This window comes from uncultured Proteiniphilum sp. (genome assembly GCF_937873925.1).
GTDB lineage: Bacteria > Bacteroidota > Bacteroidia > Bacteroidales > Dysgonomonadaceae > Proteiniphilum.
Genome location: NZ_CALNAT010000140.1, coordinates 1 through 13,340, shown reverse-complemented (window position 1 = coordinate 13,340; position 13,340 = coordinate 1). Strand labels below are relative to the sequence as shown.

The 13,340-nt window shown below is 46.6% G+C and carries 9 protein-coding genes; 8 read left to right on the top strand and 1 reads right to left on the bottom strand.

The annotated features are described in order from the left end of the window. The first annotated feature begins 74 nt into the window (after window positions 1–74). The 6 genes from gnd to Q0502_RS09080 all read left to right on the top strand — a co-directional run bounded on the left by gnd (window position 75) and on the right by Q0502_RS09080 (window position 8,812). Window positions 75–1,529: a decarboxylating NADP(+)-dependent phosphogluconate dehydrogenase gene (gnd, locus tag Q0502_RS09105; RefSeq protein ID WP_298649835.1), complete on the top strand. Its 1,455-nt coding sequence runs from the start codon at window positions 75–77 to the stop codon at window positions 1,527–1,529. A 117-nt stretch (window positions 1,530–1,646) separates the two neighbouring features. Then, on the top strand, window positions 1,647–2,930 hold the full coding sequence (locus tag Q0502_RS09100; RefSeq protein ID WP_298649833.1) for a lactate racemase domain-containing protein: 1,284 nt from the start codon (window positions 1,647–1,649) through the stop codon (window positions 2,928–2,930). Window positions 2,931–2,957: 27 nt separating this feature from the next. Continuing rightward, window positions 2,958–4,379, top strand: coding sequence for a Gfo/Idh/MocA family oxidoreductase (locus Q0502_RS09095; protein WP_298649831.1), 1,422 nt, complete (start codon window positions 2,958–2,960; stop codon window positions 4,377–4,379). 156 nt (window positions 4,380–4,535) lie between these two features. Beyond that, entirely contained in the window at window positions 4,536–5,894 is a 1,359-nt protein-coding gene (locus Q0502_RS09090; RefSeq protein ID WP_298649829.1) for a DUF1080 domain-containing protein, read from the top strand. Window positions 5,895–6,825: 931 nt separating this feature from the next. Continuing rightward, window positions 6,826–7,584, top strand: a complete 759-nt coding sequence (locus tag Q0502_RS09085; RefSeq protein WP_298649828.1) for a hypothetical protein — start codon at window positions 6,826–6,828, stop codon at window positions 7,582–7,584. Window positions 7,585–7,606: 22 nt separating this feature from the next. Then, window positions 7,607–8,812 (top strand): OmpA family protein, encoded by a 1,206-nt coding sequence (locus tag Q0502_RS09080; protein ID WP_298649826.1) that lies wholly within the window; start codon window positions 7,607–7,609, stop codon window positions 8,810–8,812. Window positions 8,813–8,940: 128 nt separating this feature from the next. Here Q0502_RS09080 and Q0502_RS09075 read toward each other — a convergent pair whose 3' ends face one another. After that, window positions 8,941–10,395 carry a LuxR family transcriptional regulator gene (locus tag Q0502_RS09075; RefSeq protein ID WP_298649823.1) on the bottom strand — a complete coding sequence of 485 codons (1,455 nt, stop codon included), beginning with the start codon at window positions 10,393–10,395 and terminating at the stop codon, window positions 8,941–8,943. Window positions 10,396–11,111: 716 nt separating this feature from the next. On the opposite strand from Q0502_RS09075, the gene Q0502_RS09070 reads away from it, so the two are divergent. Continuing rightward, window positions 11,112–11,708 carry a DUF3575 domain-containing protein gene (locus Q0502_RS09070; RefSeq protein ID WP_298649860.1) on the top strand — a complete coding sequence of 199 codons (597 nt, stop codon included), beginning with the start codon at window positions 11,112–11,114 and terminating at the stop codon, window positions 11,706–11,708. Window positions 11,709–11,716: 8 nt separating this feature from the next. Beyond that, window positions 11,717–13,198, top strand: a complete 1,482-nt coding sequence (locus tag Q0502_RS09065) for a DUF3868 domain-containing protein (protein WP_298649822.1) — start codon at window positions 11,717–11,719, stop codon at window positions 13,196–13,198. Window positions 13,199–13,340 lie beyond the last annotated feature (142 nt).

The window sequence follows — 13,340 nt, the reverse complement described above, 5'->3', positions numbered from 1 at the left end:
ATCTGCTAATGAGTAAATCGACTAATTTGCAAATCAAGTAGTTCTTTATTCTAAAATAATATAATCATATAACAATGCAACAAAAAGCAGATATCGGATTGATCGGATTGGCCGTGATGGGTGAAAATCTGGTCTTAAACATGGAAAGCAAAGGCTACACGGTAGCCGTGTTCAACCGTACTGTCGACAAAGTAGATGCATTTGTCAACGGACGGGGGAAAGGCAAAAATTTTATCGGTACGCACTCTTTAGAGGAGTTGGTGACATCCCTAGAAAGGCCCCGCAAAGTGATGATGCTGGTAAAAGCGGGTAAGCCCGTGGACGATTTTATCGAACAGCTCATTCCCCTGCTTGAGCCCGGGGATATTATCATTGACGGGGGGAACAGCCATTTTCCCGATACCATCCGCAGAACCAAATATGTGGAGAGCAAAGGGTTGCTGTATGTTGGGACAGGTGTTTCCGGCGGTGAAGAGGGAGCCCTGAAAGGGCCTTCCATGATGCCTGGCGGTTCTCCGGAAGCATGGCCCCATGTGAAAGAGATATTCCAGGCCGTTGCCGCCAAAGTAGATGGAGGTGTTCCCTGTTGCGATTGGGTGGGAGAGAATGGTGCCGGCCACTTCGTGAAGATGGTGCATAACGGTATTGAGTATGGCGATATGCAGATCATCAACGAAGCGTATCATCTGATGAAAGAATTGCTCGGTATGGATGCGTTTGAGCAGCATGAAGTATTCAAGAGGTGGAACAGCGGGGTGCTGGATTCCTACCTGATAGAGATCACGGCCGATATTATGGCTTATAAGGATGAGGATGGAAGTCCGTTAGTGGAGAACATCCTCGATACGGCCGGTCAGAAAGGTACCGGTAAATGGACAGCCGTGACGGCGCTCGACCTGGGCATTCCACTCACGTTGATCGGCGAATCGGTCTTCTCACGTTGCCTCTCGGCCCAGAAAGAGTTAAGGGTAAAAGCATCAGAAGTGATCTCAGGGAAAAAATCGGATTTTAAAGGAGACAAGAAGCAGTTTGTCGATGACCTGGAAAAGGCGCTCTACGGCGCCAAGATCATCTCCTATGCCCAGGGCTATGACTTGATGATGGAGGCCGCCAAAGAGTATGGATGGAATCTGAATTATGGAGGTATCGCCCTGATGTGGCGCGGCGGTTGCATCATCCGTTCCCGTTTCCTGGGAGATATCAAAAAGGCATTCGATAACGATCCTTCACTGGAAAACCTGTTGTTCGACTCCTTCTTCAAAGAAGCGGTACTGTCGGCGGAGGAAAGCTGGCGTAGAGTTTGCGCCACGGCGATCCAGAATGGGATTCCCGTACCGGCTCTTACCTCGGCATTGGGTTACTTCGACGGGTTCCGGAGTGCGCGTCTGCCGGCAAACCTCCTGCAGGCGCAACGCGACTATTTCGGAGCACACCAATATGAGCGGGTTGACAAGCCGCGCGGTGAGTTCTTCCATACCGACTGGACGGGGCGCGGCGGTAATACGGCTTCTACCACTTACGATGTTTGATGTGGGAAGGTGATTATTAATGTGCCAATGAGACTAATGTGCCAATGAGACTAATGTACCAATGAAACTAATGAAATAATTGGTGATTTTTAGTTTTTCACTTTTAGTTTTAAAAGGATGATATATTACGAAAATGGCTCTCCGGGGACTAATCTTTCACATGATGATCTGAGGAGAGGACTGCATGAAGCATTGGGAAAACTGGGTGAACGGCGGAAAGTGCTTGCCGTTCCGCCCGATTATACCCGTTTACCCAGCCGCGCCGGTGAACTTACCGAGCTCGCATGGGAGTATTACGGGGAAAAGCTCACCGATATCCTTCCTGCGCTGGGTACGCACACCCCCATGACGGCCCGGCAGATCGACCATATGTTTGGGAAAACCCCGAAAACGCTTTTTCGCGACCACGACTGGCGGAACGATGTGATCACGTTGGGCGAGGTGCCGACGGAGTATATACGCGACATCTCGGAAGGAAAGGTCGATTTTTCCTGGCCGGCGCAAGTGAATAAACTGTTGGTAGAAGGCGGTTTCGACCTGATCCTCTCTGTCGGGCAGGTGGTGCCTCACGAAGTGGTGGGTATGGCCAACTATAATAAGAATATCCTTGTGGGGACCGGAGGTAGCGAAGGGATCCATAAAAGTCATTATATCGGAGCCGTTTACGGTATGGAGCGGATGATGGGGAAAGCCGATACGCCTGTAAGGCGTGTTTTTAACTATGCTACTGAAAAATATTTAAAAGAACTGCCTATTGTCTATGTTCTGACAGTGGTAGGAGTGAATGCGGATGGACAGCAGCATACCTACGGGCTGTTCGTGGGGGACGACCCGGAGGTGTTCGACCGCGCCGCTAAACTTTCTCTGGAGGTCAACTTCGTGATGGTCAGGAAACCATTGAAAAAAGTGGTTGTATGGCTCGATCCCACGGAATTTAAAAGTACGTGGCTGGGGAATAAGTCGGTTTACCGTACACGGATGGCTATTGCCGACGGAGGCGAACTGATCGTACTGGCTCCGGCATTGAAAGAGTTCGGGGAAGATAGAACGATCGATTCACTGATCCGTAAATATGGTTATTTCGGTACGCCCCACACCTTGAAAGCGGTGTCCGAGAATCAGGAACTCAGGGATAATCTGGGAGCGGCGGCGCATCTTATCCACGGATCTTCCGAAGGAAGATTTTCCGTCACCTACTGTCCCGGAAAAGGGCCGGAAAACCTCACCCGTGAAGAGATCGAGAGTGTCGGTTTCCAGTGGGGCGATATCGATGAAATCATGCGGAAATATGATCCCTTGCGTCTGAAAGAGGGTTTCAACACCCTCTCCGACGGCGAGGAAGTTTATTATATTTCAAGTCCCGCGCTAGGTCTGTGGGCACACAAAGACCGGCTTGCATAGACAAAGTTCATTATTTTATTATATATCATGTCAACAAGAAGAGAATTTATCAGAAACGCAGCTCTGGCGTCAGCCGGGCTGGCTATGGGCGGCATATCGACTAAAATGAATGCCGCAAGCTACAACAGGGTTGTGGGCGCCAATAAAAAAGTGAATCTGGCCCACATCGGTATCGGAAACAGGGGATGGGAGATCATCAATGATTTTGACAAGACGGGACTGGCCAATGTGGTCGCTCTTTGTGACGTGGATCTGGGAGCCGACCATACAAAGAAGGCACTCGACAAGTTCCCGAACGCAAAACGGTTCAAGGATTTCAGGGAGATGTTCGATAAGATGGGCAATGAGATTGAAGCGGTAGCTATCGCCACACCCGACTTCGCCCATTTTCCCGTAGTGATGATGTCGATGGCCGAAGGTAAACATGTCTACGTGGAAAAGCCACTGACGCGCACTTTCCACGAATCGGAACTGCTCCTGAAAGCAGCAAAGAAATATCCGAAGGTAGTCACCCAGATGGGTAACCAGGGCCATTCGGATGCCAACTATTTCCAGTTCAAAGCCTGGAAAGAAGCCGGTATTATCAAAGATGTGACGGCCGTCACGGCGCACATGAATAATGCGCGCCGCTGGCACGGCTGGGATACGGGCATCAAAAAGTTTCCCGCCGCCGAACCTATCCCCGAAACATTGGACTGGGATACATGGTTGATGGCACAGCGGTACCACGACTACAATAAAGATTTCCATTACGGGCAGTGGCGCTGCTGGTACGATTTCGGAATGGGAGCCCTGGGCGACTGGGGAGCGCACATTCTCGACACAGTGCACGAATTCCTCGACCTGGGCCTGCCGGAAGAAGTTACGCCGTTGAAGCTGAGCGGTCATAACGACTATTTCTTCCCGATGTCGAGTACCATAGAGTTCAAATTCCCTAAGCGGGGCAATATGCCGCCACTGGTTATTACCTGGTATGACGGGCTTGACAATATCCCGTCCGTCCCTGAAGGATATGGCGTATCCGAACTCGACCCCAATATTCCTACGGTAGCCGGCGGACAGATACAACCGGCCAAGCTGAACCCGGGCAAAGAGATCTATAGCAAGGAGCTGACTTTCAAGGGAGGATCACACGGTAGCACGCTGAGCATTATCCCCGAAGAGAAAGCGAAAGCGATGGAAAAAGATCTTCCCCAAGTGCCGGCGAGTCCCTCCACCCATTTTGCCAACTTCCTGCTGGCCTGCCAGGGAAAGGAGAAAACCCGCTCTCCGTTTGAAATATCCGCTCCGTTAAGTCAGGTGTTCTGCCTGGGTGTGGCTGCACAGAAACTCAACCGGAAGATCGTGTTCGACCGTGAAACCAGACGGGTCACCAACGATGCTTTTGCTGATGCTTACCTCACCGGCGAACCACCACGAAAAGGTTGGGAAGATTTTTATGTAGTTTGATTAAAAGAGTAAAGAATAAAGAGCAGAGACTTTCGGAATCAAGAATCAAGACTTCTTCACTTCTCAACTTTCCACTTCTTGGGTCCATGTTCTCAGTTCTGATTTCAACAGAATTAGCACATTGGCATATTAATTCATTGGCATATTAATTTAGTTATGATAAAAAAAATAGGACTCACAGTTTTAGCAGTGATAGTAACCGTTTCGGCATGGTCGCAGGAGCCGAAATGGGAGAACCTGTTCAACGGCCGTAACCTCGGGGGATGGGAAAAATTGAATGGTACGGCCGAATACAAAGTGCAGGATAACACCATTATCGGTATTTCCAGGATGAATACCCCCAATACCTTTCTGGCGACCAAAAAAACGTACAGCGATTTTATTCTGGAATTTGAGTTCAGGGTAGACGACGGGTTGAATTCCGGCGTCCAGTTCCGCAGTAACAGTCTGAAGAACTATATGAATGGTCGTGTACACGGCTACCAGTTTGAGATCGATCCCTCCGGCAGGGCATGGACGGGAGGTATCTACGATGAAGCGCGCCGGGGATGGCTCTACCCAATGAACTACAACCCCGAAGGGCAGAAAGCATTCAAAAGCGGAGAGTGGAACAAAGCCCGCATCGAAGCGATCGGGAGTTCCATCCGTACCTGGGTAAACGGCATACCTTGTGCCGACCTGCTGGATAACACCACGCTATCGGGCTTCATTGCGCTGCAGGTACACGCTATCGGTAACGCCGATCTGGAAGGGAAGACCGTTTCCTGGCGCAATATCCGTATCCTTACGGAAGGTGTGGAGCGGTTTAAAACTCCCGAAAATAGTAAGGTTAAGCAGGTCAATACTATTGCTAACACCCTTTCGGAGCGCGAAGCCGCACAGGGCTGGAAATTGCTGTGGGACGGCAAGACCACCGAAGGATGGCGCGGCGCCAAATCGGATCATTTCCCCGAAAAAGGATGGTCCATTGAGAACGGTATACTGAAAGTGCAAAAAAGCGATGGCGGCGAATCCACCAACGGAGGCGATATCGTCACTATCCGTCCCTACAGGAACTTTATGTTGAAAGTGGATTTCAAAATTACCGAAGGCGCCAACAGCGGTATCAAATATTTTGTGGATACCAACCTGAATAAAGGGGAAGGGTCGGCTATCGGGTGCGAATTCCAGATACTGGACGACAAAAAGCACCCCGACGCGAAACTGGGTGTTGAAGGTAACCGGACGTTGGGTTCGCTCTACGATCTGATCCCTGCTCCCAAGGATAAGCCTTTCCGCGGCGGATTTTTCAACACCGCTATGGTGGTCGTCAGGGGAAACCATGTGGAACATTGGCTCAACGGTGTGAAGATCGTCGAGTACGAGCGGAACAACCAGATGTGGAAAGCATTGGTAAATTTCAGCAAATACAAGGACTGGCCCGATTTCGGCAATGCCGGGGAAGGGCTGCTCCTTCTGCAGGACCATGGTGATGAGGTATGGTTCCAGAATATCAAAATAAAGGAGCTGGATTAATCAGGTTAAATAAAAGCCAGGAAGGAGAACATTATACCCTGCTGTGGGGAAATGTTCTCCTTCTGTATCTCATACTTGATCTTGTTCCATTTTCGTTATTATTTTCTCCATTCATTATTAAATTCGCATTTTACGGAGTAAATGCCATTCCGGCAGAGAAGGAGAGTATTTAAACTATTTTAAACATGAAATTCATTCAAAGCTAATCTCGCAATCAATTCTCGCTGATTGCCCTCATAAGCTGTAATGTTATGTAAGCAAAAATATTCTTGGAAAACGATACGATCGACATATATTTGTTGCACTTAACTAATTTAGTTAAGAATAGCTGAGGTGCAAGCGATGTAATTTGGCTATTGTTAAGAAAAATAAAAATCACGGCTTACGACCACCCGTATCTGTTGTCATTTACAGGATAAGTAAGACAATTTATTTCAAACATACTAAAAGTGTGTGATCATTTCATGTTCATCCGCCAGAGACTCACCTATTTCAACAGGAAGGACTAAAAACGATCACATTGCAGTAGTGCAAACGCTTCAACTAGTTGAGGCCTGAGTAAATACAAAGATAATTACGCGCCGGAAGGTGTCTGTTTTGTATATAAAAATGTCTTTAATTTGCTTATCAGGGCTGATAGAGTCCTATAAAATTTACATCGGCATTCAACTTTTTCTTCTCTTTCGAGGAGAATTTTGTAATTTTTTTGGTAAGTGAGTCAACAAATGTCTACGCGGTTATTCAGCGGATGCTCTCATTTCCCCTCCCGGCAGGGGTACCCATTGAGGTGAAAAATCCGGCAAGGTGGAACCGGGGAAAGTGAAAAAATAATCACGGCAAAAAATCTTTCCCAAAATGGAACTGTATAGTCTCCATGGGTTTATATACTGTTGTTTTATTGTATTTTGTTTTAAATCAAATTAAATTTTCTATGAAGAAGAATCATTTTAGAATGTTATTCGGCTTTATCGTCATGGCGTTATTCATGCTGAGTTGCGAAAACAATTTGGAGATAGTGCTCCCGCAAGGGCCTAAAGGTGATAAGGGAGACAAAGGCGATGCCGGAAAGTCAGCTTTCGAGCTGTGGATAGAGGTGAACGAAAAAGACCCCAATACTCCTATTGAGGATTTCTTTAACTCGTTGAAAGGAGAAGACGGCATTGACGGGGTGAACGGAAAATCGGCCTATGAGCTATGGAAAGAAGCTGTAGATAAGGGAGAGATGACCAATAAAGACAGTTCCGAATATACCGGCGGTAATACCTGGGAAGACTTTCTGGTCTGGTTGCAGGGCGGCGACGTATTCGCGTTGTTTGAATTTTGGAAAACCCTGCCGGGCAATGGGAACAAGACTATTAGAGAATTTATGGACGAGTTGTTCAAATGTTTTTGCCATGAGACGCCGGGCTTGACACCCGTGGAAGTGGAGGAGTGGACCCTCTCCATTGTAGATGATCACTTCCTTTTGCTCACCTTGAAGGGAACCCCCGGTATGACCGTCACGGCGATGGATGCCTTTAATCATAATAATTTTGTGGTGTTGACAGAAAGCCCTGCCGGTACATACTCCACTTCCGATATACCAAGGACATACTCCGCGTATACGATCCTTGTAAGGGCGGAGATGGAGGGTTACGGAAGCGTGGACAGAATTGTGGAGGTTGGCGGCAATTATCTGCTGAAATTATAATCGCGTTCTAAATAGAATCACTATGAAGAGAAATAATATATTATCTGTCTTTTTATGCGGCTTCCTCTGCCTGTTTGCACCTTCGGGGGCGCAGGATTCCGCTGTGGGAGAGTTGGTTACGGAAAGTAAGGTAAAGCGTGCCTGGGAAGTCGGCATCGGCGCATCTGTCTTTCAGTTCAGCCGGATGGATTTTACGAACTTCCAAAAATCGGCCGATAACTATCAGCTTGGCCTGCAACTACGCCACAGTGTGATTGGTCCTAATTTGTACATTGCCCGCGAGTTGAGCCCCTATTTTTATCTCGATTTGCAGGGAACGGTCGGTTTTACCGAACAGTATATTGACGGGGCGGATAAACTGAGGACACTCTATATGGTGGGACCCGGTTTGCAGTGGCGTTTGGGTGAATATTTCGACTCCAAGTATATCGATCCTTTTTTCCGTGTGGGAGTAAGCTATATGAAAAAGAACTTCGATATGAAATACCGGGGGGCGGAGGGCGATTTGCCCGAAGAAATGTCGTGGGTACTGGAAAACCTTTATAACAAAGACGGCACCGACCGGAATGAGTTGATCCCCGTTTCGCTGGGTGTGGGGATGAACACATGGCTGAACGACCGCTTCGGGATCGGTCTGCAGGGCGACTATCTGCTGATGCCGCACAAGGATGTAGCCAACTCCCTCCAGGGAACGGTAAGGCTGATCTGGCGGATGGGCGGAAGATCCAAGAAAAGGGTCCCCACTGTGCAGTATGTGGAAGTGGAGAAAATCGTGCAGGCCCCGCCGGTAACGATAGAAAAGATCGTGGAAATACCGGCAGCAGTTACCGAAAAACCATCTGCGGAAATCTGCGAGCTGTTCAACAACATCTACTTCGAGTTCGACAGGTCCGATATCCGTCCGGTGAGCGAAGAAGTGCTGGATAAGATTGCCGGTATCATGAAAGCCGATCCCGGCAGGAAATATCTGATCACCGGTTATACTGACGTACGGGGTAGCGCCGAATACAATATCGGATTGTCGAGAAGGCGTGCGGCAGCCGTTATAGAAGCGTTGGAATCACGCGGAGTTCCGTCCGATATGATGAAATCGCGAGGCGTGGGCAAGAAAATATCTTACGCTCCGGTTGGCGAATCGCATATCGTACGCGAAGGGGACCGTAAGGTTACGGTGGAAATCATCACCAACATGGAGTATTGGAACTTTATGCCGAAACGTGATTATTAGAATTGTATACCCGCAGTCTTACATAAAGTAGGGTGTCCGGCCAACCGGGCGCCCTTTTTTATGACCCTGTCAACAAAGAAGTGAAATTTTACCTGCATCATGGCCTGTATAGGGAACCTCTTGGGGGTTCAGATGTATGAAATAGATTTGAAATACCGGTAAAGATCTACCTCACCCGGGATACCCAGTTTTTTCCTCAGCCTGCTTTTTCTTGTCTGCACTGAGCGATGCGTAATAAACATATATTCCGCTATCTCCTTTGATGAGAAATTGAGGAATATCATCGCACACAGTTGCAGCTCGGACGTGATTATATCGGGATGTTGCCTGAAAAGGTTTTTGATGAACTCGGGATATACTTCCCTGAATCGGGGGAGAAAGGCAGAGTCGTTCTTCCTGGCCAGTTCGAACACCTCTTCAAAAGCGTCATTCAACTTTTGTTTCAGTTCCGAAACCTCGTTTTCCTTTTTACTCAGCATCTTCTTTCTGTTTTTTACCGATTGCCGGTAGATAACGATAAAGGCCGACGAGAGGGTGATAAAAAGGCCGACTGACAATAAGGCGAACTTCTGTAGTTTCCCGAGAGACAGTTTCCGTTCCTCCCGCAGAAGGATTGCGAGAGCCTCCTCGGTCGCCATAATTATTGAACCGGTCTGTTCTGCGTCTAACTGAATATATTTTTCCCGGTACAACCTTGCTGAGTCTTCTACCCCCTGTTCGGAATAGATATCCGATATTTTCTGATAAAGCGGCGGTAGTTCATTTCTCAGGTTAGTTTTCTCTATATTTTCCAGTCCTTTCCGATAAAAGATCATCGCGGAGTCGCTGTCGCCCTTCTGCAGGTGCATGTCACCCCATCGGGCATAGAGCCACGAGGAATAGGGATAATTGTATCCTGAGATGAGCGAGAGAGCCTTATTGAAATAATACACGGCCGTGTCATATTGTTGCCGCGCGGTGTAGTGTTGGCCGTAGAGGCTATAAAGGTTGATCTTATTTTTGAATGTAAGGCTTTCGTCCGTTGTTGCCAGTAGCTGTTCATTTTTTTCCATATAATACAACGATGAGTCCGGCATATCCTTTATTATGTTGTAGGCTATACTCAGGTTTTCGTAAGCCAGACTGGTATAACGATTCCTCTTCTCCCTATCCTTTATCCTGACAGCATAGTTGTGCGCAGTCCGGAATTCGTTGAACGATGCCTTGCCCAGGCCCAGCAGGTAATATACCTGCCCTTTTACCCTGCTCACCTCCGACAGCATTATAACGTCGTCTTTGCTGTATTCCTCCTGTTCCGAAAGCGACAGGTATTCCATTGATTTTTCATACTTACCCAGATAATTAAAGATCTGTCCTATGTAAAAAAAGGACATGGCTTTTCCTTTAGAGTAGTTCAAATCCCTGCTCAGCGATAATGCTTCGGTGGCCAGTTTGAGCGCCCCGGTGGGATTTACATTGGATAATTCCGCAAACACGATGGAAAGTAAGCTGTCTGTTTCTTTTATTTTGTCCGGATGGACGGGACGGGCTTTTAGACCGGTTGCAAATAACAATAACAAATAAAAGAGCAGAGAATGTTTCATTAAATCAGTGCTTTAGTTGTAATAGAATTGTGTATTTATTCTGACTTTACGACAAACAGAACTTATAACTATATCTGTTGAACACAAAAATAATATTATTGTCCATCATACCAAAATTTAATTTTTACCCTTTTTTATAACTTTTAGCGACTTTGTATTCTAACCTGAAAGAAAGAAAAAGATGTTTTTGTTTACGGAAGATCGTAAGGGAAGCAGGATGTATGATTTTTTATTGTATTGATATATAGATTTTTATTTAATATATTTAACGGCTGATAATAGGTGTGGTATCTATGTAGTATTAAATTTATGTCACGTTTTTATAAAATAATGAACTTTGTGAAAATTTTCGGGTTATTACTGCTCCAAGTTATTAGCTAATTTTATCTAAGATTAGAGGCTGTGTAAGTGTATCTCTCAAAGAATTACTAAAGGGTAGCTACAAGGGAGTCAAAGAAAATTGTGGAAAAAATCCCCATTTTTCATTTTCTGGTATTTGGTAAAACAAAGATAATCATACTTTTGTCCCGAAACGCATTTATATTATGGCTTCCGGATAAGGTTTTATTTCGTTAAAACATAATTTTTTGTGGGGATTATTAATATATCAGTTTAATTGTCTTTTTTTTAAAATTGTATTTGAAAATCACGTTTTTCATTTAATAACTTTCTTTTTATTATATATAGAGACAGCGGTGCATTTTTAGAATAAAATGATGAAAAAATTATTGTTACTTGTATTCTTATGTGGAGTTTGCCTGAGCCGACTCGTGGGTCAGGAGCTTGCCCTAAAAACAAATCTGCTTTATGATGCCACCACTTCATTGAATTTCGGTGTGGAGTTCGGATTGGGAGAACGTACCACGCTCGATCTCTCCGGCAATATTAATCCCTGGACTTTTTCGGACAATCGGAAGATGAAGCATTGGCTTGTGCAGCCGGAGTTCCGAATTTGGACCTGTACCAGATTCAGCGGGGGATTTTGGGGTTTTTCCACACATTACGCCCAATATAATTTTGGGGGTATGCTGCCGTGGGGATTCAATTCGGGCAAAATGTTCGGAACGATCGAAAACAAACAGATACTGAATCACCGTTACGAGGGATGGCTGGCCGGGGGTGGCATCAGCTACGGATATCATTGGATTCTCGGCAAACGCTGGGGATGTGAAGCCACACTAGGCGTAGGATATGCCTATATGAAGCACGATAAGTTCCCCTGCGAGAAATGTGGGCAAAAACTCGATAATGAGTCGAAACACTATTTCGGCCCGACCAAAGCCGGTATCTCACTGATCTATATGATTAAATAATTCAGAAAATGAAGAAATTACTGATAACCCTTACCGCTTTCCTTATCGCGCTATCCCTCCATGCCCAGGAATGGGTGCTGTGTGAAGGAGGAGTGAAGATCAAAGCCGTTGAAATGTCAAAAAAGGGGAATGATTTAGTTGTAAAACTGATTATTAATATTGGGAACGCTCCGGTGGAAAGCAGGCAATCCCTGGATATTATTCCCGTTCTTACCGACGGAACGCTTTCCAGGGACTTACCGGAAGTTTCCATAAAAGGGAGGCGCAGCTATAAGGAGTATGTTCGCTATCTCGCTCTTATGGGGGAAAAGCAGCGGGCAAATTATGTTGCCCCGTATACAGTTGAAAAAGGCTATGGACGGCAGGAGCGTACGTTGAATTACAGTTACACGATGCCGTTTAAAGAGTGGATGTCAGACGCCCGGTTGGACATAGTGTGCGACCTTTGCGGTTGCGGCTCTTCGTCCCCTCAGACAGCCGTGGAACAGTTGATCGGACAGGTTTCTCGGGAAAAAGAGGTAGTCCTTGTTCCCTCCCAAGGTTCTCCCCATCTCGCTTTTATCAAACCGGAGATAGATGAGACCAAGCGCCGTGATGTGAAGACCGAGGCCTCTCTTGATTTCATGGTTAATCAAGCCGATATTTACCCCGATTACATGAATAATCCCGCGGAATTGCGGAAGATCCGGGAGATGATAGATGAGGTAAAGAATAACCCGTACATCACGGTAGAAAGAATCGAGATCACCGGTTACGCGTCCCCGGAAGGCACCTTGGAAAACAACAAACGGTTGTCGGAAGAGCGGGCGAAATCCCTTCAGGATTACCTGGTTATCCGCTATGATTTCGTGAAAAATTTATACCACGCCGGTTTTGGCGGGGAGAACTGGACCGGGCTGGAAAAACTTGTCAGCGAATCCGACATGGAATATAAGAAGGAAGTTCTGGATATTATTCGCTCAAGCGAAAGCGATGCCGTGCGGAAAAAAGAGTTGATGGATTTGGATGCGGGTCGTCCGTACCGTTATATGGTAACGAACATGTTCCCGAAATTACGGGTCGCCACGTGTCGTGTTACGTACAGCATCCGTCAGTTTGATGTGAGCGAAGCAAAGGAGATGATAAAGAGCCGGCCGCAGAATCTTTCTCTTAACGAGATATACCTGGTTGCGAATACCTATCCATACGGATCGGAAGAGTTTGCCGATGTGTTCGAAACCGCCGTCCGGATGTTCCCGGAAGACGAAACGGCCAACCTGAACGCGGCAATAGCGGCCCTCACGCGAAACGATATCGTGTTGGCGGAGCGATACCTTGCCAAGGTGAAGTCAACCCTCCCCGCCCCCGAATATAACAATGCCATGGGGGTTCTGGAGTTGTTGAAGGGAAATTACGAGAGGGCCGGAGCCTGTTTTAGTGCGGCAGAGAAAGCCGGACTTGAAGAGGCCTCCCGTAACCTGAAAGAATTTATACAGAAGATAAAAGAATAAAACCGAAACGGGATTAGAAATAATCCCGTAAAAAAAATAATTGATAGATTTAATTTATGTTTTATAATTTAGTAAAAAGAAAAGAAATGAGAAAATTTAATTTAATGATTCTGCTGGTAGTCACGGCGTTACTGGCAGGCTT

Coding starts and splice junctions, on each gene's coding strand:
- gnd (WP_298649835.1), top strand. CDS start 75: ATGCAACAAAAAGCAGATATCGGATTGATCGGATTGGCCGTGATGGGT.
- Q0502_RS09100 (WP_298649833.1), top strand. CDS start 1,647: ATGATATATTACGAAAATGGCTCTCCGGGGACTAATCTTTCACATGAT.
- Q0502_RS09095 (WP_298649831.1), top strand. CDS start 2,958: ATGTCAACAAGAAGAGAATTTATCAGAAACGCAGCTCTGGCGTCAGCC.
- Q0502_RS09090 (WP_298649829.1), top strand. CDS start 4,536: ATGATAAAAAAAATAGGACTCACAGTTTTAGCAGTGATAGTAACCGTT.
- Q0502_RS09085 (WP_298649828.1), top strand. CDS start 6,826: ATGAAGAAGAATCATTTTAGAATGTTATTCGGCTTTATCGTCATGGCG.
- Q0502_RS09080 (WP_298649826.1), top strand. CDS start 7,607: ATGAAGAGAAATAATATATTATCTGTCTTTTTATGCGGCTTCCTCTGC.
- Q0502_RS09075 (WP_298649823.1), bottom strand. CDS start 10,395: ATGAAACATTCTCTGCTCTTTTATTTGTTATTGTTATTTGCAACCGGT.
- Q0502_RS09070 (WP_298649860.1), top strand. CDS start 11,112: ATGAAAAAATTATTGTTACTTGTATTCTTATGTGGAGTTTGCCTGAGC.
- Q0502_RS09065 (WP_298649822.1), top strand. CDS start 11,717: ATGAAGAAATTACTGATAACCCTTACCGCTTTCCTTATCGCGCTATCC.